This window comes from Clostridium sp. UBA5119, assembly GCF_002414285.1.
GTDB lineage: Bacteria > Bacillota > Clostridia > Clostridiales > Clostridiaceae > Clostridium_J > Clostridium_J sulfidigenes.
In genome coordinates this window covers 5,672-31,112 of sequence record NZ_DHYX01000042.1, presented here as the reverse complement: position 1 = coordinate 31,112, position 25,441 = coordinate 5,672, and the positions used below count along the sequence as shown (strand labels likewise).

The 25,441-nt window shown below is 29.5% G+C and carries 19 protein-coding genes, 1 other RNA gene, 2 pseudogenes and 2 riboswitches (1 of these 24 only partly in view); of the genes and pseudogenes, 1 reads left to right on the top strand and 21 read right to left on the bottom strand.

Going from position 1 to position 25,441, the window contains the following annotated elements; all coding sequences use genetic code 11:
- A riboswitch (glycine riboswitch) is annotated at positions 1-96 on the bottom strand.
- 371 nt (positions 97-467) lie between these two features.
- The 3 genes from B2671_RS06280 to B2671_RS06270 all read right to left on the bottom strand — a co-directional run bounded on the left by B2671_RS06280 (position 468) and on the right by B2671_RS06270 (position 2,611).
- Positions 468-806, bottom strand: coding sequence for a single-stranded DNA-binding protein (locus tag B2671_RS06280; protein ID WP_346869636.1), 339 nt, complete (start codon positions 804-806; stop codon positions 468-470).
- A gap of 522 nt (positions 807-1,328) precedes the next feature.
- Positions 1,329-1,412: riboswitch (cyclic di-GMP riboswitch) on the bottom strand.
- 230 nt (positions 1,413-1,642) lie between these two features.
- Entirely contained in the window at positions 1,643-2,413 is a 771-nt protein-coding gene (locus B2671_RS06275) for a tyrosine-protein phosphatase (RefSeq protein ID WP_346869635.1), read from the bottom strand.
- Between the two features lie 36 nt (positions 2,414-2,449).
- Positions 2,450-2,611: a hypothetical protein gene (locus tag B2671_RS06270; protein ID WP_346869634.1), complete on the bottom strand. Its 162-nt coding sequence runs from the start codon at positions 2,609-2,611 to the stop codon at positions 2,450-2,452.
- Positions 2,612-3,038: 427 nt separating this feature from the next.
- On the opposite strand from B2671_RS06270, the gene B2671_RS06265 reads away from it, so the two are divergent.
- Entirely contained in the window at positions 3,039-4,010 is a 972-nt protein-coding gene (locus tag B2671_RS06265) for an LCP family protein (RefSeq protein WP_346869633.1), read from the top strand.
- Between the two features lie 135 nt (positions 4,011-4,145).
- Here B2671_RS06265 and B2671_RS06260 read toward each other — a convergent pair whose 3' ends face one another.
- The 18 genes and pseudogenes from B2671_RS06260 to B2671_RS06175 all read right to left on the bottom strand — a co-directional run.
- A complete protein-coding gene (locus tag B2671_RS06260) occupies positions 4,146-4,775 on the bottom strand; it encodes a sugar transferase (protein ID WP_346869632.1) in 630 nt (209 codons plus the stop codon).
- Between the two features lie 290 nt (positions 4,776-5,065).
- Complete coding sequence (locus tag B2671_RS06255) at positions 5,066-6,391, bottom strand: nucleotide sugar dehydrogenase (protein WP_346869631.1); 1,326 nt, start codon at positions 6,389-6,391, stop codon at positions 5,066-5,068.
- Between the two features lie 118 nt (positions 6,392-6,509).
- Positions 6,510-7,634, bottom strand: a complete 1,125-nt coding sequence (locus B2671_RS06250; protein ID WP_346869630.1) for a DegT/DnrJ/EryC1/StrS family aminotransferase — start codon at positions 7,632-7,634, stop codon at positions 6,510-6,512.
- A gap of 281 nt (positions 7,635-7,915) precedes the next feature.
- Positions 7,916-9,100: a Coenzyme F420 hydrogenase/dehydrogenase, beta subunit C-terminal domain gene (locus tag B2671_RS06245; protein WP_346869629.1), complete on the bottom strand. Its 1,185-nt coding sequence runs from the start codon at positions 9,098-9,100 to the stop codon at positions 7,916-7,918.
- Positions 9,101-9,103: 3 nt separating this feature from the next.
- Complete coding sequence (locus B2671_RS06240; protein WP_346869628.1) at positions 9,104-10,615, bottom strand: oligosaccharide flippase family protein; 1,512 nt, start codon at positions 10,613-10,615, stop codon at positions 9,104-9,106.
- A 13-nt stretch (positions 10,616-10,628) separates the two neighbouring features.
- Complete coding sequence (locus tag B2671_RS06235; RefSeq protein ID WP_346869627.1) at positions 10,629-11,735, bottom strand: polysaccharide pyruvyl transferase family protein; 1,107 nt, start codon at positions 11,733-11,735, stop codon at positions 10,629-10,631.
- Between the two features lie 6 nt (positions 11,736-11,741).
- The gene (locus B2671_RS06230; protein WP_346869626.1) at positions 11,742-14,090 is read right to left on the bottom strand and encodes a glycosyltransferase; all 2,349 of its coding nucleotides are present in this window, start codon (positions 14,088-14,090) and stop codon (positions 11,742-11,744) included.
- Positions 14,091-14,099: 9 nt separating this feature from the next.
- Positions 14,100-15,293 (bottom strand): glycosyltransferase, encoded by a 1,194-nt coding sequence (locus B2671_RS06225; RefSeq protein ID WP_346869625.1) that lies wholly within the window; start codon positions 15,291-15,293, stop codon positions 14,100-14,102.
- Between the two features lie 41 nt (positions 15,294-15,334).
- A complete protein-coding gene (locus B2671_RS06220) occupies positions 15,335-15,997 on the bottom strand; it encodes a sugar transferase (RefSeq protein ID WP_346869624.1) in 663 nt (220 codons plus the stop codon).
- A 640-nt stretch (positions 15,998-16,637) separates the two neighbouring features.
- Positions 16,638-17,489, bottom strand: a complete 852-nt coding sequence (locus tag B2671_RS06215) for a hypothetical protein (protein WP_346869623.1) — start codon at positions 17,487-17,489, stop codon at positions 16,638-16,640.
- 34 nt (positions 17,490-17,523) lie between these two features.
- Positions 17,524-18,090, bottom strand: coding sequence for a papain-like cysteine protease family protein (locus B2671_RS06210; RefSeq protein WP_346869622.1), 567 nt, complete (start codon positions 18,088-18,090; stop codon positions 17,524-17,526).
- A 492-nt stretch (positions 18,091-18,582) separates the two neighbouring features.
- Positions 18,583-19,047: RNase P RNA component class A (gene rnpB / locus B2671_RS06205), an RNA gene on the bottom strand.
- Positions 19,048-19,278: 231 nt separating this feature from the next.
- On the bottom strand, positions 19,279-20,073 hold the full coding sequence (locus tag B2671_RS06200; protein WP_346869621.1) for a Nif3-like dinuclear metal center hexameric protein: 795 nt from the start codon (positions 20,071-20,073) through the stop codon (positions 19,279-19,281).
- A 20-nt stretch (positions 20,074-20,093) separates the two neighbouring features.
- Complete coding sequence (locus B2671_RS06195) at positions 20,094-20,780, bottom strand: class I SAM-dependent methyltransferase (protein WP_346869620.1); 687 nt, start codon at positions 20,778-20,780, stop codon at positions 20,094-20,096.
- 20 nt (positions 20,781-20,800) lie between these two features.
- Complete coding sequence (locus B2671_RS06190) at positions 20,801-21,688, bottom strand: PH domain-containing protein (protein WP_346869619.1); 888 nt, start codon at positions 21,686-21,688, stop codon at positions 20,801-20,803.
- 112 nt (positions 21,689-21,800) lie between these two features.
- On the bottom strand, positions 21,801-22,874 hold the full coding sequence (rpoD, locus tag B2671_RS06185) for an RNA polymerase sigma factor RpoD (protein WP_346869618.1): 1,074 nt from the start codon (positions 22,872-22,874) through the stop codon (positions 21,801-21,803).
- 18 nt (positions 22,875-22,892) lie between these two features.
- Positions 22,893-24,648 (bottom strand): annotated as a pseudogene (gene dnaG, locus B2671_RS06180) (DNA primase).
- 271 nt (positions 24,649-24,919) lie between these two features.
- Positions 24,920-25,441 (bottom strand): annotated as a pseudogene (locus B2671_RS06175) (deoxyguanosinetriphosphate triphosphohydrolase) (it continues 446 nt past the right edge of the window).

Here is a 25,441-nt window from a genome sequence, read left to right as displayed (position 1 = left end):
CCCTGTCCTTTTATCTGAAAGTTTCCTTATAAATATATAAGTCTATAAGTTTCTCCTTTGATGTCTCATTTAAGAGATCTCTCCAGGGGTGTGTCTAATCATTGTAATCTACCTGAAAGCTTCAAAATAAACCTTTAGCTAAATTTATTTCTTTCTTCTACGGTTATCCTTATGGATATCTCCAATAATCTTCATACACAAATATTTTATTTTCAATTTTATTGTATATTCATCTGTAAAGTTAGTCAATATAATTTACTTAAATTTATTATCAGTTTTTTTAATACAATAATTAATACTTATTGAAAATTACCCTCATGTTATTTCCATAAAATATAATTAGGTCAGACCCCTGATACAAAATACAAGGGGTCTGATTATATGCCATATTTAATTATTAAAAAATTTTACTAGGATACTATATAAATATAAAGCTATAAAGAGCTTAATTAAAGTACCTGTAACTTTTAACTTATATGCTCTTTTTTAATATCTAGGAAATAAAATCTCTCCAAAGTAACTACGAAACCATATTTCTTTTCTCCCTTGCTATTAATATAACTATCAGTGTTTATCTTTCCTTCAATACCTAACTTACTGCCTTTTGTCACATATTGGCCTAGTATTTCTGCCTGCTTACCAAAGGCAACTACATTAATAAAAACAGCATTGTTATCCTTATCTTTATGTCTATATTCATTTATAGCTAATGTAAACTTTGTATAGCTTACTTTCCCCTCTGAACCATCATAAGTTTTTAATTCTAGTTCCCTTACTACATTACCAATTAAAGTTACTTTATTCATAAAATATTACCTCCATAAGTTAATTTGTTTTAATTATTAACACGAACATATAATCTTATTCAATGTATTTAAAATAAATTAAAAAGCATACAAAACTCATTAATTTGTATGCTTCATTATAGTGTTCATATTTTTTCATAACCTTGGAGATATTTAAAAACTGCACTATGTTTCGTATTTTTATGTTCTTCTATTATCAAATCCTGGTGGGTAATTCAAAATTCTTTCAGCCTACCGGCTCAGCATAAATGCTGATTGCAGAGAAAAAGAAGAATACCTAGATATTCTTATATCATTGGATGGAGCTCTTGGAATTAACTGTAATGGGGTCAGATCCCCTCCCATTTTATGGAAAGATATCTGACCCCATGGTATTAAGACTAATTTCAATATATTTACTCTTAATTAAGACTGCCCACCAATTCTTAATTTATAAAACTAGATAAAAATAACCCACCGCTATCTTTTACTAACTCATATTCCATAAATTTCCCCTTCAAACTTATAGTTACCCTGAATTAGCAAGATAAAGGTGGGTTGCGCTACTAACTCCCTGTAGTCCAAGCGCCCAAGTATAGACTACAGTTCATAATTCCCTTTAAATTTAAGTTATTTATGTCGAATTTTATTTAACCCCTATCGGCTATAAACAGATTTTTTAGCTTCTTTGAAGCTTAGAAATCGTTATCCAGGGACGTAGCAGCTCTTTACTCCCACTTCAAAGAAGAAGGGAGTTTAGAGCTACTAGTCATCGAACTAAAAGTTACCCCAATTTCCCGACTTTTATATAACCGATACACCCAGTTTAAATTTATGTACATTGAACAAGGTTTAATCTATCTTTTAAATATATTAAAAATCCCACCTTGTTTTCTAATTTTTTCCCCTTGAAAGTTCACCTTATTATTCGTTAAGATTTCCTGAGAAATGTTATCCATCTCCCTTACATATCCAGGATTTATTTTCTCTATAACCTTTATCCCTGCTATCATATCTGTAGTTCTAACATCAGACCTATGACCATCGGAACCTATAGTGCTATATATTTTGTGTTTTGCAAATAATTTCGCAGTTTTTTTAACTCCACTTCCGAAGTCTCCTGTTATGCTACCAGTGTTTAGTTGAAATAAAAACCCCTCTTCAATAAACTTATTTATTAATTCTGGGGCTTCTATAAAGATTTTATAACGCTCTGGATGAGCAATGATAGGTACAACTTCCTTTAGTTGAAGTTCATAGATATTATTTATAACTTCATCCACAGAAAAATTTCTTAAAGGAAATTCTATTAACATATACCTACTGTTTTCTATGGTGCCTATATCACCACATTGAAAGCTTTCTAAAATTCTACTAGTATAGTAAACCTCTTGGCCACAATATATTTCTATATTAATGTCCTTTTCTTTAGCTAAACTTTTCAATCTAGCTATTTCTTTTTTTATTTCTTCATAAGGTACTTGAAACCTACCCCTAAAAAAATGGGGAGTGGCAACAATTCCTGTGGTTCCTGACTTTTTCGCCAATTTAAGCATGTCTACAGTCATATCTTCATCTTTAGATCCATCATCCACTCCATGAAGTATATGGCTATGAAAATCTATCATAAACACTCCTCCAACCTCTAAGTGAAATTTTATATATTATTTATCACCATAATAGTAATAATAGCTATTTATTTTAGTATGTACCCCATTTAATATGGCGCCAATGATATTTGTATAAACCTTTTTTAAAAGGTTTATAGAATTTACAACAGAATCTTTTTTTTGTTTTTTCTGCTCTAATGACAAGTAATGTTCCATATTAATTCTCCTTACAAAATCAATTTATACACATTACAACATTTTATGTACATTTTTACCATATAAAAATATAATTTGAATATAGTTTTAACACCTGTATAATAGTACATATTTCTTTATATTTTAATTGCATACAAAACTGTTACATCTGTATAATATCATATTTTCAGTAACATTACTAGTAAAAAATCAATGTTACTAGTAATATTTTGTATAATTATGAATAATAACTTAATGCATTCAACAATTTAATTGATTTTATGCCTATATATACTATTATTTTTATTGTTAATTCATAATTATATCATCGTATCATGTTCATAAAAATTTATAATAAACTTCATGGAATAATTCAACATTATGTATTTCTTTATATTTACACCTTTAACATATGGTGATAGAATTAGGTACAGAGAGGAGTGTAACTATGTCACAGAATAGAATTGATCCTGAAAAAAAGAAAAATAAAAGAAGAAAAAAGAAGAAAAAATCCCTGGGATTTAAAATTTCAATGGGAATTCTAGGAGTGTTGATATTTATAATAGCTATTGGAGGAGGATATTTTTATTCATTATATAATAAGATGGATAAGGTAAAGATAGACAAATCTAAATTAGGTATTGCTTCAAAGGATGCCTTTAAAGAATACGACAACCATGAATCTATAAAAAATATAGCCTTATATGGTATTGATGCAGAAGAAGGACAAGCAGGTCGTTCAGACTCCATAATGATAGCTACTATTGATTCTGCTCATAATAAGGTTAAGGTAACATCTATTATGAGGGACTCTTATGTTAATATCCCAGACCATGGTATGGATAAAATAAATCATGCCTATGCCTATGGAGGAGCTCCCTTAGCTTTAAGAACCCTAAATGAAAACTTTGGACTTAATGTAGAGGATTTTGTATCAGTAAACTTTTCTTCATTGCCAGAAATTATTGATATCCTTGGTGGAATTACAATAGATATTACTGAAGAAGAAGTATCTCATATTCCTGGAGTAAGTTCTACTGGCCCTACCTTATTAACAGGTAAACAAGCACTAGCCTATTCTAGAATAAGATATGCTAGTGGTGGAGATTACGAAAGAACTCACAGACATAGAAATGTAATGTCTGCAGTGTTTAATAAAGCTCTTGCTGCATCTCCTACATCTTATCCTAGTATTCTAAATAACATCCTTCCTTTAGTTCAAACTAACCTAAGTTCTGGCGATTTTATATCTCTAGCAACTAAGGTAGCTGGTTTAGGAAATGGGAACTTAGAGCAAGAAAGATTTCCAAGGGATGGAGATGGAACTGGTGATATGAGCACTGGAATATACTACTTAAAGTTTGATATTGAAACCGTTAAAAAGCAAATGAGAGATTATATATTTGCTGATAAAAAATAATAGTGAAAACACCGAATATCTAAGATATTCGGTGTTTTATTTATGTTATTTAGTTTTTATCTTATAATCTCCAGTAAACCATAGTATCTGCATCTACACTATGCCTATCTATAATGCACCATAAATCTACGTTAACTACATAACATCCTTTGATTCTATTGAATGATAGGATACTTGTACCTCATTTTCTTTTCCATTAACAATATCTTCTTGCTTAAAAACTTTAAATAATGTAATGAAAAGTATTTTTACATCAAAAAGAAAACTTTGTTTTCTCATATATTCAATTTCTAAATTAATTTTTCTATATACAGATATGCTATCTCTACCATTAATTTGAGCCCATCCTGTAAGTCCTGGTACCAACTTATGAATACCATATTTTGTTCTTAACACTAATAACTTTTTTTCACTTTTATTTATGTCATTAATTACAGGTCTTGGTCCAACTAAACTCATATCACCTTTTATAATATTAAATAACTGTGGCAATTCATCTAAGCTAGTTTTTCTTAAAAATTTACCTATTGAAGTTATATATTCATCAGGATTTTCTAAAGATGTGGTTGCTACCTCTGGTGCGGCTTCTACCATTGACCTAAATTTATAAATTATAAATTCTTTATTGTCTTTTCCTACTCTATACTGTTTAAAAATTACAGAACCATGATTGTCCAATTTAATTAATATAGAAATAATTAGAATTATAGGTGACAATAGTATTAAGGATATAATACTTACTACTAGATCAAACGCCCTCTTCACTCTATTTCCTCCAATCAAAGATATGAAGTTTTCAATCATCATAAATTCAACTAATTTTATAGTTCCAACAAAAATACATAATATTTTTTATTACTCAAAAGATTATACCATATTTCATTAGATTTTGCTATATAATTCACGTTGCAACAGTTCTATTTCTAATATTAATTATACAACTCTTATGGATAATTAATGTGTGAAATTAAAAGAAACTATTGCAAAATGACTAAAAATTAGGCATGAGCAATAGCTTCTCTATCTATATCTTATTTCTGTGGTAATCTTTTATGTTACAATCTCCAGTAAACCATAGTATCTGAATCCACACTATGCCTATCCATGATGCCTTTTACATCTATGAATACATCTTTTTCTACTTCATCCTTAGCTGCCGCTACTTCATCTAAAGCTTCACTTCTATATAGTGGAGCAAAATCCTTTATTGTCATTTCTCTGTAATTATGATGAGATACAGCAAGGATAATAGCATCTACATCTTTAATATCTTCCATAGAAACCATATCTATTCCATACTCATGTTTAATTTCTTCCTTACTTGCTACAGGATCTGTAGCTAATACATTAACCCCATAATCTTTAAGTTCATCTATAATATCCACTACCTTTGTATTTCTTGTATCTGGACAATCTTCCTTAAAGGTAAGTCCAAGAACTGCTACCTTTGCATTCTTAACTCTCTTATTAGCTTCTATTAGAATTTTCACTGTGTTCTCTGCAATATACTTAGCCATTCCATCATTTATATTTCTTCCAGCAGCTATAACCTTTGATTCAACACCAACCTCTTTAGCTCTGTGGATTAGGTAATATGGATCTACTCCAATACAGTGTCCTCCTACTAAGCCTGGGTTTAGCTTTATAAAGTTCCACTTACTACCTGCGGCATCTATTACTGCTTTAGTATCTATACCCATTCTATCAAAGATCATAGCAAGTTCATTAACGAAGGCTATGTTAACATCTCTTTGACAGTTTTCTATTAATTTAGCTGCTTCTGCAACCTTTATACTTTCAGCTCTATATACTCCAGCTTCTATAACTAGTTCATAAGCTTTAGCAACTGTATCTAGAGTTTCTTCATCCATTCCTGATACTATCTTCATTATGTTTTCTAATCTATGAACCTTATCACCTGGGTTTATTCTCTCTGGAGAATATCCTATTTTAAAATCTTGTCCGCAGATAAGTCCAGATTCTCTTTCTAGTATTGGTACACAGATTTCCTCTGTTACCCCTGGGTATACTGTAGATTCATATACTACTATGGAACCTTTAGTTAAATTTCTTCCTAAAATCTCACTAGCACCTATAACTGGTCTTAGATCTGGAGTTTTATCTTCATTAGTTGGGGTTGGTACTGCAACTATGTGGAAGTTACATCCTCTTAATTTTGTTTCATCACTTGTAAAATCTACAGTAGATGCTTTAATAGCTTCATCGCCAACTTCATTAGTTACATCTATTCCACTTAAGTACTTATTTATCTTTTCCTTGTTTACATCAAATCCAACTACAGGAGCCTTTTTAGCAAAAGCTACCGCTAAAGGCATTCCTACATAACCAAGTCCTACTAAGGATATTTTTAAATCTTTCATTATATCGTCTCCTACTGTTCAAATTAACAATTATTGTTTTAATAAACATTGATATTTTTTTAACAATTAATTAGATTTATCCAACAACCTAATTGTTGTTGGATAAACAAAGCCTTTATTAATTATAGAATTCTTTTATACATCCACATATATATTCAACTTCTTCATTTGTAAGTTCTGGATATATAGGCAATGCAAGAATTTGCTTACACATCTTTTCAGTTACTGGGAACTGACCTTCTTTGTATCCTAGGTATTCAAAACACTTTTGTAAGTGTAATGGCTTTGGATAGTATATACTAGTTGCCACACCCTTAGATTTTAAGAACTCTGCAAGACCATCTCTGCTTTCAGCAAAGATATTAAATACATAATAAACATTTTTTTGGTTTGCAGCCTTAATACCTTGAACTTTTACACCTTCCACATTTTTTAATCCTTCAGTGTAGAGCTTAGCAACTCTTCCTCTATTTTCAATGGCATTGTTTATATATTTAAGTTTAACCCTTAAAACAGCTGCTTGCATAGCATCTAATCTTGAGTTATAGCCTATGTAGTCATAGTGATACTTCTTTGATGCTCCATGAACTCTAAACATACGGCACATATCTGCTAATTCATCACTATTAGTAACTATCATTCCACCGTCACCATATCCACCTAAAGTTTTAGTTGGGAAGAATGAAAACACACCCATATCTCCTATGGTTCCTGCATGTCTATATCTTTCTTCACCTTGCATCTGCCATCTCATTCCAAAAGCTTCAGCCGCATCTTCTAATACCTTTAAATCATGTTTTTTAGCAATTTCCATTATCTTATCCATATCACACATTTGATTGAATAAATGTATTGGAAGTACTCCTACAGTATTATCATTTATAGCAGCCTCTAATTGACCTACATCCATACCACAAGACTCTTCATCTATATCAACAAACACAGGTTTTCCACCATGCTTTGCAAGACAAGATGTCGAAGCTAAAAAAGTAAAAGGTGTAGTTACTATTTCCTTATTATCACTAAATCCAAGGATATCTGATGCAATAACTAAAGCATCTGTTCCTGATGCCACTCCTATGGCATGTTTAGCTCCAGTAAAATCTTTTATTTCTTCCTCAAAGGTTTTAACTTCATTCCCTAATATAAAAGCTCCACTATCTATTATATTTTTTATAGCTCCATCAAATTCATATTTTTTTTCTTTATATTCTCTTTGCGATTCGTAAAAATTGATTTTCAAAAAAACCCCTCCTAATTTACATATACAAATTGTACACCAACTTGCAAAAAAATAAAATATTTTTTTCTTATGTTTAATAAAATTTCATACTTAACAAATATACCACAAATTAGGTATTATATCATCTATTAATATATTATCAGTTTTTTTCTTTGAGATTATGATAAATTTCTTAATAATTTTTATGTATTAGATGGAAGAATTATAATTATATTAATAAAAACCATATAAAATATTTGATTTTATACAGTTTTAGTTTAATTATTTTATTGTACTAGAATCTATTTCTTTATACTTAGTATAATTTTTTTTATTTTTTCTTTTATAAATTTAGGTATATATTTACCTATCTTAGTCTTCAATTTATCTGTTCTCATATATCTATCTATAAGAATATCAAATTCAGTACCATCTAGTTCTTTAAAAAATCTTTCTCTATTTATATCAGGCACAGATGGCTTTTTATGATTATATTTAAAAGCACTTTTTATATCTACTTCTTTATATTTTAAATTAATCTTAATTTCATCAAATATTTCCTCGGCTTTTGAATTGTTTAATAATACTACTGATGTACCTTTATTATCATCCATTGTTTTATCAATTTTATCAATTCCCCAAAAATCACCTATAGTTATATGTCCAACTCTATCAGAACCTGTAAACTGACAACTATGACAACAAGGTCTACTAAATAATCCCATTCCAAAACCTTGAATATAATAATTCTTATAATAATTCTCTGAAAATTGCCTTTTATCTTCGAAATAAACTTTAAATGTAGGATTATGCCATCCTTTTTCCTTGTCTCTTAATACTATATTTACAACGTTAGAATTATTTTTTTGTTCTAAATACGTTATATACTTTCTAAACACCTTAGGTGAAGGATTATTATGACAAATAATATCGCATAAAATCAAATTATCATAATCCTTTCTCAAATACTTTTTCATACCTGCTATTTCACATGGAGTTGCTACAAATAATACAACTATATCTTTTTTTAGAAGTTCTTCTACTCTACAGTATATTCCTCCGATGTCACTTCTTACATATTTCGACCCTCTAAATTGTTCATATTCCTCTCTGCTTGATGCAAATTCGTGAACAACCTCCATATTTTTATCAAATTTAGCTCCTACAATTACTCCATTATTCTTTAAAACGTACTCTGCTAGCTCTGTAAATATTCCTCCAGATGTACTATTCAATCTTATATTTTCATTATTATTAAAAGCAGCATAAGCGTGTATATTTTTATTCATATTAAATACATATTTTGTATCTATCATTGGACATACTTCTTTACACATATTGCAATTTATGCACAGGTTTAAATTTATATCAGGATATATGAATCCCTCATTATCTTCAATCATTGATATACAATTTTTAGGGCATACTTCCTTACATCCATTACATCCGCAACACAACTCTTTTTTTCCGTTATCGAAATAGTTCATAAGCTACCCCCTATTAATTTTAAACAGTTTCTTTGCCATATTCTTTTCATTTTTAGTTAATCCTATTATCCAAGTTAATAAAATATATACAATAGTAAACATCGAACCTTTAATAAAGAACCCTATCCACCCATATATATGTATTATATTTATTCCTTTGCTGAATATAAACCCAATTATAATTACAGCCCACAATTTATTTAATAATTCCTTAAAATATCTTGTAATATTAATTTCAGCATACTTACTGTAATAAAAATTTGCGTATAATGTATTTCCAAGTATAAGTGGTATGGCAGTTCCAATAGCAGCACCTACAATTCCAAAATGTTTTATAAGTATTATAGATAAAACTACATTTGCAACAGCCATTCCTGCATACATACTAGTAAGCATTCCATGTTTCTTCTTCGCCTTTAATATATCATTGGCAGGTGCCTGTATTCTGGGTATTGCAGAAGCCAATATTATAATCATAGCTACAGTCCACGCTTCAACAAAATCAATCCCTGCCCATAAACTTATGAAATTTTTCCCATATGTGTATAACCCTATTGTCATACAACTATATATTATTAGTATGATTCTACCTGTAAAAATCATAAAATCTGTAAACTTCTCACCACTAGAATTCCCAACTTCCATCTCAGTTGCTTTTGGTAATAATACAGATGTAATAGATGAAGTAAATTGTAAAAACAAATCATTTATTTGCATTGCCACTGAGTATATAGCTACAGTAGTAGTAGTAGTAACCATACCTAGGATCAATTGATCTACCTTCCAATACATTTGACCCATTATAACTTGTAATAAGTTAAAAAAAGAAAACATCGCTGTTTCTTTAAATAGCTCCATGTCCCAATAGCATATACTAAATTTAACCTTTAACTTACCAAAAGCATAAGTAGCATTAATAACTACTACAAGTACAGTTACAACTGCATCAACCAAAGTTATTGCCATAGCACCTGGTAATGATACCTTTGTTAATACCACTATGATTAGAACCTTCATCAATGTTTTAATTATACTTATCATTCTTACAAAAACAAACTTGTGGTTACCTGTAATAACTCCGGTAAATATATTTCCTAAAATTGATACTGAAAAACTAATTACTAATAATAGAAACATACTTCTCGCACTAGACAACTCTTGTACTGTTAAAGAATTACCAAGTATTATATCTATTTTAAAATAAATAAAAATTCCCACCAAGGCTGTTAATATACTTAAAAAAATATATATAATTAAATGCATTCCTAAAAAGTTTTGCAAACCTTCTTTATCATCCATAGCATTATATTTAGCAGTATATCTTATTATTGTAGCAGATAGACCAAAATCAAATATAGTTAGATATCCTACAAAAGACCCTATAAGTTGATATAACCCATATTCAGCTGTACCTAATGTTTTTATCAAAAACGGAGTAAATAACAAACCTACAATCATATGCAGTCCAATAGATACATATGAAAGAATTACGCCATGTTTATATTCTGAATTCATACTTATTCTTCTCCTATTTTTTTTCACTTAAAGCTTCATTTATATATTGACTTGATGCTTCAATATGCTTATTTAATCTTTCATTAACATCTATATAGTCAATCTCTTTCCATTTTGTATCAACAACAGATTTATCCACAACTATTCGTTCTGTCAATCCTGCTATTTCTAAAATTGACTCTATCCTAGTATTTCTAGTTGCATGTGGAAAAATAAAAAACTCTTTTTCAAACATAAGTGAAAATGCAGTACCATGAAAAGAATTTGTAAATATATATTTAGCATTCTTAAATGCTGATAAAAATTCTAGAGGGCCCGCATTTTCAATTGTATTAACAGCTTCATCAGTCTTTTTAGCACTTGCACTTATTAAGTACACTTTTAAATTTTTCTTTCCAGCTAATTCAATAGCAGATTTAACTAATTCCCTATTATAGTCTAATTGATATATTAATAAATAATCCTCATTTATATTTAAATATGAATTATTCGCCAGACTACTCCATTTTTCGCAGTTCAATAACACAGTTGGATCAACTACTTGTTTAATAGGTTTGTCAACTATTTTCTTCAAAATATTTACTCCGGAAATTTCGCGACAAGATATCTTATCAAATTGCTTTAAATAGCTAGAATATGTCTCGTGATATTTTTCATCCAAACTATCCATTCCAATACTTGGTGCAAAAGCAATTCTTTTCATATCGCTTCTCCCAAATTGTAAAAAAAACACTGGAATATCTCGTGAATCCATAATGTCCGGATTCCATATTTGGTCACTTCCACAAAAAACAGCATCCATATCTATCTTTGAATTTAGTTCTTCTATTGTATTATATTTCTCTGTAAGATTCATATAATTATTTTTAAATTCATCAAATCTTCTATGTTGTTTTTTTCTTAATAATTTTTTAACTACATTCTTAATAGTTTGTTTAGCATTAAAAACAAATGAGTCACTACTACTATATATACCATAATGAGACTTTACTGAAAACGAATTATAATCTATTATATGACATGTATGTCCCATTTCATTTAAAGTTGTTTTTAACGCATATGCTTGTAGCATAGCTCCAAAGTTATACGCATTATGTACTGTTATTATTCCTACCTTCATATGCAATTACTCCTTAATATATATAAAATATCGATTTTCCTTTGTTTGATTTATCCATTCTAAGGATGTATTCAAGTATTCATTAATTATATTTATTGTATCAAACTTTTCAACTAATCTTACCCCATCATCAGGATAATCATTTAAAGCATCTCTAATAGTTAAAACTAACTCCCCTAAGTTATTTTCTTTTACTAAGTACTTCTTGTACTCTCCTAAAAGAATTTCTCTTGGACCATAATTACAGTCAGTACTAACTACCCTAGCCCCACAGCAAAATGCTTCAAGCAGATTCATTGGTAAGGCTTCAAATTCAGAGCAAGACACCAATAAACTACTGTTTCGCATATACTTATATACATTACTTTCCCATCCTTTAAATATAACTCTATTACTTATTTTAAGTTTTTCACATTGCTCTTCTAGTTCTTCTCTTAACTCTCCATCTCCTAATATTATAAGTTTGTAATTTTTATAAAATTCACCCTCTGTAAAAGCATCTATAACTATATCAGGTCTTTTTATTTTTGTTAACCTCCCACAAAACAATATATATTTATCTTTCTCTTCTATCTCTTCTTTTGATAAGTTTTGTATGCTATTTATATCTATTGGATTATATATAGTTTTTATAAACTTACTTTTCACCCCATATCTCTCCACAAGTTCTCTTTCAACTCCTGAAGACACTGTAGTTACTTTACAATTATTATAGAGGATTTTTAAAATTACACTTAAAATAATTCTATGATTTCCTTCTATAGCAGAATAAACGTTATGAATTACGTGGATACATTTATCATTAAAATTAGACAACTTACAAATTATATTAGATAAAGGTAAATGGGATGTTATTAATCCAAACTTATAATCTTGTTCTAATTGATCTATAATCCTATTTATCTTATAAGTGTTAATTATTATAGAAAACATCTTTTTCATAGTGTTTTCATTCTCGTTTTTATTAAGAATAATTAAATTTATTTTTTCATCTACTTTATAAAACTGTTTATTATAAAGTGATATTATTGTTACCTTATACTCTTGTGTAGCCATTTTATTGGCAATATTGACTACAACTCTCTCAGCGCCGCCTTTTCCTAAAGAATTTACAATAAATAAAACCTTTTTATCATCTATAATTCTTTTTTTTCTATTACTTCTCCCTATAATCGGTAATATTGACACTATAAACACGAAAAGAGATAAGTAAATCAGTTCAGATGTTAAACTAAACACCAAAAATACGCTTACTAAAAATACCACATATTTATTTTTATAATTTAACACTATTGCAATTATCATAGCAAATAATATCAAAGCAATCATCCCATTTTCAGACATAATTTGAAATATTGAGCTATGACATTGAACATACCATCCATTTGGTGAAGCTTCAAAATAACTTCTTACACTGGTTAATCCATGTCCTAATAAAAAATTTTCTTTAAAAAGGTTAATTGCAGAACCCCACATTTTAAAACGTGTAGACATAGTTTGAATTGATCCTGAATAATTTATAGCTTTAAAAACTTTCATTGCTATATATGGTCCAGAAACAATCAAAACTACAAATACATTTTTAATTAACGGATATAAGTTTTGATTTTTCTTATCATCTATTCGAAGTATTACTACCATCACTAATCCCACTAAAACTCCTAGTACAACAGTTTTAGACGCTGATATCATTAATCCTATTATTGCCAAAATTAAAAATATAAATTTAACTATTTTATTATTAATGTATTTAATAATAGTGGCTCCCCATATTACCATAAACATACTTGCATAATTTGCATCTTGAGCATACCCAGCTAATCTTATGTTATATCCAAAAAAATTTTTATGTGCAGTACCTACTATTTTTCCAGAATATTCTCCGCCCATTATTTCATTAAGGTTAAATCCCATTCCTATCAATATCATACTTATAAATAGAATCATTCCCGATACCATTATTGATTTGTATACAGTTTTCACATTAACCTTTTCTCTATATATTACAAACACTAATATACTTATAAGGTTAAAACTATATAATAAAAGTACATTTGTAAAGACTGAATAATTTATTTTAATATCACCTTTAAGCCACATAATATTGCTTAAAATACAAATTATATAAAAAGCTATTAATAATAAGCTTAACTTATCAATCCTTATTTTTTCCTTGTATTTTATTATTCTAAACAATGAATATAAAATTAAATAGCATCCTAAAGCTATTAATAAATATCTTAAATCTAATGAAAATAGTAGAAATTCTCTATTCATCATAGTAAAAATAAATATAAAAACATATGTGTTTATTAAATATGATATAATTTTATGGTTTTTTTCATTTAAATTCATTTCTGACTCCTAACATAAATCTTCAATTGATTTCACAGCCTTACTTAATTCAAACATACTAGCTCTTTCTGAAATAGTATTTAAATATTTCTTATATAGTTCTTTGTCGTTTAGCATGTTCTTCATTCCTTCAGCTAATGCTCCTTCATTATTGTCAGTAACAATACCATACTCATTGTTACTCCCTAACAGTTCTTTCATTCCGGAACAATCTACTGTAACTATTGGTTTTCCTAAAACTACCGCCTCAGACGCAACAGTGCTAAAACCCTCTGCTCTTGAAGAACATACAAATGCATCAGCCATACTTAAATATTTATATGGATTTGATTTGAACCCTAAAAGTTTCACCGTATCTCTCATATTATTATTATCAATGAAATTTTCTAACATTTCACGCTTAGTACCTTCACCTATTATCCATAGTTCATAATCATAACCTTCATCCATTAACTTTTTGTGTACTCTTAAAAGTCTATCATACCCTTTTTGAGTTATAAGCCTACCTATGGTACAAAATAGAAATTTATTTGGTTTTTTTATATCATCAACTAGTTGGATAGATTTATTTATAATCTCATGCTTGTCAATAGGATTATATTTCACTATTAGTTTATTTTCGTCAATTGCAAACTTGCTAATAAATTGTTTTTTTACTGTTTCAGAAACACACACAATATCATCAAATTTTTCATAACATTCTTTTTCATCTCTCATATTTTTAAATACAAATTTTGATTTAGGTTGATTAATTAAATCTACATGAATCCATGCTATCTTTTTAGACAATTTATTGTTGGAATTACTTATTATTTTTGCACATATTCCTTCCAAAAACGCAACTTCCACATCATATTTTTCTTTAATTGCTAACTTGTAAAACAATTTTAATGGTACAAATCTCCAAAATATAGAATAAAGCTTTCCTCCCATACTAAGAAGTTTACTTGACTTATTCAAAAGACTTCCTGATTTCTCACTTTTTCCACTATTATTAGTATCTTTTCTCTTCCTGCTTGGCAAATTAAATATGTACTTATATTTAATTTCTTCGCTAAGACTTTCCCTAAATATACCGGTATTTATAACAGTCATCACTGTAACATCATACTTATTTTTGTCCATACCATTGGCAAGATTAACAAGAACTTTTTCCGCTCCCCCTCCACCTAGTGTATGAATCAAAAGTAACACTTTTTTCATTTTAATTCTTCCTTCCAATAAATTAATTGTTTAACACTATCCTATCTAGCTCCATCTCCTGTAAAAACCACTGCAATAGTCCTAAATAAAACTTTAATATCTATCATAATGCTTCTTATTTCTATATATTCTATATCATATTTAAGTTTTTCTTCTGGCAATAAATCGTAGCCACCATTTACCTGTGCCCAACCTGTTAACCCAGGTTTTACAGCTAGTCTATCTCTAAAGTTTGGTATGGTCTTTTCAAATTTTCTATAAAAAAATTCCAACTCTGGTCTTGGTCCTACTACGCTCATATCGCCTTTTAAAACATTTAGCAATTGTGGTAATTCATCAATCCTAGTTTTTCTTATAAATTTACCAAAGGTAGTAATTCGACAATCATCCTTGCTTGCCCACTTAAATCCTTCAGATTCTGCATCATAAACCATAGATCTAATTTTATACATAGTAAATTCTTCATTATTAACCCCAACTCTCTTTTGAGCAAATATAGGGCTTTTAAAATCTTGAAAAAATACTATGAGCATTGATATCATAAGTATTGGACTAGTAACTATAAGTACTATTATACTAAATACAATATCAAACCCTCTTTTTAATAGATTATAAATAAATAAACTTGATTTCTTTTCGGTATAATCTAAATTTTCTTTATAACTTACATTAATTTCTTCACTATTCAAGCTTGCCTTTTCCATAGCTCTTACCTCCAAACAAAATAATACTAAACTTCCCTTATATAATATACGATTTTAAAAGATACATATTACCTATAACACCATATATTTCATTTCATCTTCTGTAATGAGTCTTATTTTCTATATTTTATTTATGTACAACCAATAAGCTTGTCTATTTTTTAAGCTCCGTGAATCTTTGTTAACCTACACAGTTACTAACTCTCGTTAACAGTGACTCTTTATTTATGTCGTTACTCAAAAAATTATATCACAATTTATAATAATTTGCCATAGATTTTACTGTTATCACATAGGGTTATATCCAAATATATCCTTTAATTAAATCTTTTATAGAAATTCTACTATATTTAAAACAATACTATATTCCTATGTTTTTATATTCTTAGCTTTTTATATTTTTATGTTCTTCCTTTTTCAAACCCTTGGTAGGACTATGATTTAAAATCCTAGAGAGATGCCTTTTTCTTTATAAAAATATATCTTAATTCTATCGAATTCCCTTTAATTTTTCTTGAAAATTTTTTATATTTAAAATTATTCTTTTACAAAGCAAAAGACTAGGATTGGGGGAAATCCTAGTCTTTTTATGGTATATACAAACACTACGAGGCGTATATTTAGTGCTTGTATGAAATGCTTATTGTTTATTAGATTTTAGGGATTTTTTATTTACTATTATTAATAAACCTATAGATACTATTGCTATTCCAACAAATATTATTTTTATGGAAGCTATTATAACCTTATCCTTATCAGTACCTTTTTCTTTAGCTATATCCTTTGATGAAGCATTTACATCATAAGGAGTGTATTTCTCTGCAATTTTGTTCATTAATTCATCTATTTTGTATAGTTTACCATTTTCAAAACCTAACACTTCTGCATTATTACTAAAAGGAATTGCAAACTCCTTATTATCCATATTTATGTAAATAATATTAGTAACATATAAATCTGTTCTGACAAATTTCATTTCATCTATGTTTTTTATTCCATTATCTTCAAGAAGCTCTATTATCTTTTCTTTATCTAATAAGAAGGAATATCCCTCTGTAGCTAGTCCATCTGAAAAACCAGCCATGGACCAACCTTCACCTTCAGTCTTTTTTATAAAGTTAACTAAAAGAGTTTTATTATCGTCTTGAAAAGCTGGTGCAACCCACCTATACTCATCTAAAATATTCTTTTTAAACTCATTATTTTCTTTATAGTGTTTTACAATATCATTATCCTGAAGGTTATATATTTTTATAAAGCTTTCTACTTGAAAATATGGTGCCTTTTCTATCTTTAATATATCTTTTATCTCTTCTGAAGCTTCATCTAAAATACCCTCTATGCTACCTCTATCCGAAGATACCTGCAATGATTCTTCACTTAATATTGTAGATACATCTCTATCCCCATCTACGGCAAAAACTGTTATTGATGAAAATAACAAAACAATTATTAATGATAAGTTTAAAAATTTTATACCTATACCCTTCATAAAAATATCCCTTTCCTTTGAGTTTTAATAAACCCTATCTTCCATAAACAGTTTCTTCATATTTTCTACTATTGTAACTTCCATCTTTAAATGCTTGATATGAACACCAATGAGTAGTTGCATCCCATGGATCTACATAACGAAGAGTATTGCTATATTCATATACTGCATCAATTACTACAAAGTGACCACCATTTCTATTTCCATAGTAATCATAGTAACCGCCTAGAGTTATTAAAGGGCTCTGCCTGTCCATTATCTCTGAACGAATAGAATTAATGGTCCATGTACCTCTGTCTACATAAAACCTCTTTTGGTTCTTTGATACATAGGTAGCTACAGATGCTGCAGCATTAGATGTGTTAGGATAATTTTCATATCCTCCTGTAACATAGTAAACTCCGTCTGCTTGGGTTCTAGTAGAGCTTGGGTTCACAGCTTTTCCTGCCATTTCTCCCGATGCTGCCCAGCACCATTGTGTTTTTTGTTGTCTTATAACTGGTACTCCTACATAATACCAATTTTCCGCAAAGGCTACTGTTGTCATCGAGAAAAGAAAAATAACTAGTAAGAATATACTTAATAGACTTTTCTTTTTCATTATTATAACCTCCCCTTAAATAATATTATTAAAGATTAAAATCTTTAATTTCAATTAAGTTTTTTCATTTAGTAAAGTCATGTAACTAATTCGAAACCAAATTTGAAGTTAATTGTTTCACTTTCATGCAATTTACTAAATTTTCTTTATATTAGTATAATATAACATTATTTAAAATTATGAAACTTCATTTCATCTCATTTAAGACTATTTAAGTAAAATAACCTTATTTTCCTATATATTACTACATTTTTATAGCTATTTCAAAGATTTCCACTGATTATTTTTATCTTGTGATACATTTTATTTTATATTAAGTTTCATTTTATGAAAATATATTTCACCTTCATAAGGTTAACACTCAATTCTACTGAAAAACAAAAATCTTATTCTTTCTAATTGAAAGAATAAGATTTTAAAAAGTTAATTATTCGCGATTTGTTCAAAAGCGCTAAAATAAAAACACTAAGTTCATACCTTAGTGTTTTTAATGGATCGAGTAAGTCTATAAGCCGAGTTCTGTGTTAGACAATCATCTATCTAGGCCCATTATTACTAATGGGCTCAAGCGATACACCCGGGAACGGGACGGGCAGCCCCATAATGTTCCACTTTCGATCTTGCTCCAGATGGGGTTTACATAGCCGCAAAGTCGCCATTGCGCTGGTGAGCTCTTACCTCGCCTTTCCACCCTTACCTTAAATTAAGTGAGAGTCTAAATCTAAGATTTAATCCCTCGAACTTATGCATTCTAACAAGTTAGAATGTATTCCTTTTTAGTGGAATTTATACATTCTAATTTGTTAGAATGTATTCCTCTAAAAAAGCCATTAAGGCGGTATATCTCTGTTGCACTTTCCTTAAAGTCGCCTTCACTGGGAGTTACCCAGCACCCTGCCCTATGGAGCTCGGACTTTCCTCTCCTGATTTCTCAGCAGCGATTGTCTGGCTTACTCGCAAAATTAATACTAACATAAATCTTTTATCATTGCAATGCCTTTAAATTTTCCATTTCAAGTTATAATATCCATATATGAAACAATTTAACTATATCCCTAGTTAAATATATAAAATTTAAACTAGTTAACTATTTAAATAGTTAACTAGTTGTTGGCGTAGTGTGGATTTCAGAGTTTTCAGCACTCTATTAGGCATGTTTTTATATGGGATTATTAGAGCAGGTAGTCATCAAATAAAATTATAGGGATCCTTAGTAGCTTTTGATAAAATAACCTCCACACCTCTAGGCTCTAATATTTTTTTAATCTTTTCTGATAAACTCATTACAAGGGGCCATTCTGAATTAAAATGTCCTATATCTATTACAGAGAGTCCCATCTCTTCATAGTCAGATACAAAGTGATAGGTAGTATCACCTGTGATTAATAGTTCAGCACCTAGGTCATAGGATTGCTGCAAGTAATCTTCTCCACTTCCATTAACTAAAGCTATGGTTCTTATCTTTTTATTTAACTCTCCGGAATATCTTAAATTTTGTAATTTTAATTTATCTTTAATGCCCTTTATTATTTCCTCTAGGGTAGTGTCTTCCTTTAGCTGAACTATTCTTCCCACTCCTGCTGTAGGATCTGATGGAGCTACTTCAATTATTTTACTTTCTTGAAAGTCAAGAATCTTTACAAATTCATCATTTAAGCCACCCTTTACAGTATCCCAATTAGTATGACTAGAATACAGTGCTATACCGTTTTCTATTAACTTCATTATCTTTTTCCCTTGGAGACTATCTGTAGTTATGGTTTTAGGCTTCATAAACAGCAGTGGATGATGAGTTAGAATAAACTGAACTCCTAATTCCTTTGCTTCTTCTATGACCTTTATGGTGCAATCTAGAGCAACTAGGACCTTTGTTACTTCCCTTTCTCTACAGCCAACCATAAACCCAACATTATCGTAGCTTTCTTTTAGGTTTAAGGGTGCAAGGCCCTCCATTATATCAATGATTTCATTTATTTTTACCATAAAAATATACCTCCGCCCATTTACTCAAGTAAAAAGCCCTTTATCCTTTGAATTTTATCCCATAACTCCAGATTTCTTTTTCTTGAATTTTCTGTGTCACCCTTAAGGTCTTCATGGATTCTTAAATACTTTTCTAACTTATAATTTAAATATTCCCTATAGGTATTATCTTTCTTACCTAAAAGCAGCTTACTTATTTCATAAAAAATAGGCTCAGTAACCTTAGGCTTATCTCCCCAGGATATCTTCATAATTTCATAGTATTTTTCTTCATCATATATTATCCATTCATCTAGGATGTTGCACCCTGAGGTATAAAGATATTCCCTTAAGACTTCTGGATTTTGTACTGGCTGGACTATAACATAGTTTAACTCTTTAAAAATCTCCATACTTTCCTCTAGTATATCTCTTATCAAGTTTCCTCCCATACCAGCAATGACAGCTGCCTCTACTTCTCTAGGAGCTACCGTTGTAAGCCCTCCTCCAAGTCTACATTGTATCTTATGTTGTAAATTATTATCTATAACATTTTTTTTAGCCTTTTCCACGGGACCTTTATTAATATCACTAGCTATGGCAAAGTCTATTCTATTTCTTTTTAAAAGTTCTATGGGTACATATCCATGGTCTGTTCCTACATCTACCATAGAATTAACCCCTGTGATTAAATCACTTATTAACTTTAATCTTTTGCTAATTATCATATTTTCACCTAACACCTTAATTATATAACAGACATAATAAGTCTCATTTGAAGATATAGGAATACTATTGCCACTAAAAGTGATATATACATATACCTATAGGCAGACTTTTTATCATATTTTGCACAAAAGTGAGCTGCATAATACATACAGAACATCACTGCCATATTTAATAGACCATAGAGCATCTGGGCAAAAGCAAATTGCTTATCTGTACCTACTTCTCCTGCTTCTTTGGACACGTTAATAACTAAAGGCATTACATCTGGAAGTTTATTTAATATATATAAAACCATTGGAAAAAAAGTTGTAAATAAAATTATTGTACTAGTTAAAATTAATGGATATATAAACTTTTTATCCTTATGTAGTCTACTTACCTTATTATATTTCTTTGTCCAAGTCTTTTCTTCAATACCTAGGTTATTTAAAATTTCTAGGAACTTTTCAGAATTTTTAGGTGACACAGCATAGCTTATATCTTGAGTTTTTAAATATATAACACTATTTCCGCTTGTCACAAACATTCTAGCAGTTCCTAAGTTTTTTACTGCAATTCTTCCTATTGCAAATTTATTAGAGGATATACCTGAAAGGCTTATACCTCTTATTTTTCCTTTTTCCACAGTATAGCATTCTATATCACTTAAGGGTAAAATTACTTTTTTAAGTCCTCCCAGTGCATTTATCCTCAATTCACTATTTGTTACTTCATACTTTACAGTTAACCATATTCCAATATGATATAAGTAGAATATATTACAAATGACCAACATTACTCTTATTAAACTCAACATAAGATAGGAATCTAGAATATAGGCAGACCAACCCCCTATTACATTAAACATAACAAATGTGATTATAGTTGGAATTATTTCTAGTTTCTTATTGCTATTGAAACTATTCATGGATTACCTCCTTATAAATTGTATATACCTTTATTTTATATTATACTAAGGTATTTTGTCTATTACAAATTTTGTATGTATAACAAAAGAGCTGTCAAAAGACAGCCCCTAACTAATCTAAATAATCCTTAAGTTTTTTACTTCTACTTGGATGTCTTAACTTTCTTAATGCCTTTGCTTCAATCTGTCTAATTCTTTCTCTTGTTACATTGAACTCTTTTCCAACTTCCTCAAGAGTTCTAGCTCTTCCGTCATCAAGACCAAATCTAAGTCTTAACACCTTTTCTTCCCTTGGAGTTAAAGTTCTAAGTTGACTTATTAGTTGTTCCTTTAACATGGTGAAAGCTGCTGCTTCTGCTGGAGCAAGGGCATCATCATCAGGAATAAAATCTCCAAGATGAGAATCTTCTTCTTCGCCTATAGGTGTTTCTAAAGATACAGGTTCTTGAGCAATTTTCATTATTTCCCTAACTTTATCTACGCTCATATCCATATGTTTAGCAATTTCTTCTGGTAATGGCTCTCTTCCTAATTCTTGAAGAAGCTGCCTTGATACTCTAATTAACTTATTAATAGTTTCTACCATGTGTACCGGTATTCTAATAGTTCTAGCCTGGTCTGCAATAGCTCTTGTAATCGCCTGTCTAATCCACCATGTAGCATAGGTACTGAATTTAAATCCCTTACTGTAGTCAAACTTTTCTACAGCTTTTATAAGTCCTAAATTACCTTCTTGAATCAAGTCTAAAAACAACATACCACGACCTACATATCTTTTAGCAATACTTACAACTAATCTAAGGTTTGCTTCTGCTAATTTCTTTTTAGCATATTCATCACCATTTTCTATAAGCTTAGCAAGTCTCATCTCTTCTTCAGCTGATAATAGAGGCACCTTACCAATTTCTTTAAGGTACATTCTAACTGGATCATCTATGGCAATTCCTTCTGGAATTGTTATATCAACTTCTACTTCTACTTCTTCTTCATCCTCAACTTCTGGCTCTAAACCTATAACGTCTATTCCCATAGATTCTAGAACTTCATAAATCTTTTCTATTTGCTCTGGAGTTAGTTCTACACCTTCTACTTCTTCCATTATCTCTTTATAAGTTAAATTTCCTTTTTTCTTACCCTTTTCTACTAATTTCTTTACTATAGCAACTTTTCCTGCTTTATCCTTCATTCCATTACCTCCTCTCTCCTATAGTTTTCCCATTTCCTTTTGTATATCCATAAGCTCTCTAGCTAACATCAAAGTTTCCTCAACCAACCCTTCAGACTCACACTTTCTAATTTTATCCATAATTTTCTTTCTTGACTCCTCTAACTTGTATTTTTTTATGTTATTCACGCAGTCACTTACCATTTTGTCTATGGACCCTTCGTCTATATCAACTTTATATTCTTGAATTTTTATCCATTCCTTTGTGAATTCACTATCCTGCATAGTTTGCAGGTTAATAATCTTTATCAATTCTTCCTTAGAGCACATATTGTTTTCTTTAATGATTTTATAAATTACTTTATGTGCCTTTAATATAAGGTCATCTTCACTTACATTACTAAATATTTTATCACTTAGCCTTTTATCAAGGGCAAGGCTTAATACCGTTCTTTCAGCCCTAACAAACCCAGGCTCTAAATATAATTTTTGCCCAAATTTCCTATTTATATTATGATTTTTGCTATTTTGTATAGATTTATCGGGATTTTTATCTAAGGACTCCATTATAGCTTCTTCACCTATGCCACTTTTCTCCGAAACCTGCTTAATATATACGGCTTTTTCTAGTGGATCAAGGTCCTTTAGCACGTTAATTACTTTCTTTAGATATTTAATCACCATTTCCTGTTTTGAAAAGTCAATTCCCTTTTCTGCCATCCTTAGTTTAAAATCTATAATTGGTAGAGCCCCGTCTACTAGATTTAGAAATTTTTCTTTACCGAAGGATCTAATAAATTCATCGGGATCTTTTCCACTAGGAATTTGTAGAATTTTAAGGTCAAACCCAGATTTTTGTAATATTTCTAATCCTCTTATAGTAGCATTTTGACCTGCTACATCTGAATCAAAGGATACTATTACAGTATCAATATATCTCTTTAATAATTTACATTGACCTTCTGTTAATGCAGTTCCTAAGGTGGCAACTACATTGGTTACTCCTTGTTGAGAAAGAGAGATTACATCCATATAACCTTCAACCATGATAACTGTTCTAGCTAAATTATTCTTTATTGCTAAATTTAATCCATAAAGATTTGTTCCTTTATGAAATATTGGGGTTTCAGGAGAGTTTAAGTATTTGGGTTTAGAATCATCTAAAACCCTTCCACCAAAGCCTATTACCCTACCACTGACATTAAATACAGGAAATATAATTCTATTTCTAAATCTATCGTATATATTTCCCTTTTCATTTTTTGTAGTAAGTCCTAGTTCTAATATTTCTTTTTCACTAAAGCCTCTTTGTTTTAAATAGGAACGTATTTCCTGNNAGACCGAACTTTTTAATAGTTTCATCCGTTATACCTCTTCCTTTTAGGTATTCATAAGGAGCCTTAAATCTTTTTAAATTAGTATAAAAATATCTGGCCGCTTGTATGTTTATATCATACATCCGCTTAAATTTTTCATTAGCTGCTGAACTTTTACCTGATAAATCTGCATCATCTACTACAATGCCTACCTTTTCTCCAAGAAGTTTTACTGCTTCTGGGAAAGACATGTTCCTAGTTTTCATAACAAAACTTATTACATTACCAGCCTCTCCGCATCCAAAGCATTTATATATTTGTTTTTCACTTGATACAGTAAATGAAGGTGTTTTTTCACTGTGAAATGGACATCTTCCTAAATAATTTTTCCCCGTTTTTTTTAAGGTTACTACCTCTGAAACGATATCCACTATATCATTTTCCTCTTTTATTTTTTGTATTATTTCTTCAGAAAACATTATTAACTCACCTCACTCTCAAGTGATTCTAAACTTAAAGAAACCTACTAAATATATTATTCATTAAGTCTAAAAGAATTTAACTTTACGTACAAATTCCTAGCTCTTATAATTCGACATATATTTCTTAAATCCTTTTTTTTAAAAAAGTTTTTTGTAATATAATTGTATTGTATGCTATATATATTCTTTATAAAATATAGTTTTCCTTCATAAAGAGTTATTTTATTTAAATAAATATTTGTATAGTCATTACTTTAAATAAATATCCTTAACTAGGTATATATATGTCCTTAAACAGATCTATACAGTATTCATCACTCATTCCTGCTATATAATCAGCAACACCTTGATTAAGTCCTTCTTCCTTGGCTATGGACTTGTAAAATTCAGGTAGTTTTTCTTCATGAAAATAAAAATATTTATAAAGCTGAATAAGAATAAACCTAGCTTTATCCCTTTCTTCTTTTAGAAATTCTCCATTATAGACTTCTTTAAACATAAAATCTCTAAGCTTTTTAAAGTTATAGTCTATATCTTTAGATAATGACACTTGAATATCATTGGAATTTATATTGCTTTTTGTTCTATAGATACAGTCCTTAACTAAAGTATCTACTCTCTCTCCATGAGTATTCCCTAAAATCTCAAGTATATCCTTTGGTATATCCTCCATTGATAAAATTCCTGCTCTTAGGGAGTCATCAATGTCATGATTTACATAAGCTATTTTATCGCTATACTTTACTACTTGCCCCTCTAAGGTAAAAGCTTTGCTACTGTTATTAGAAAA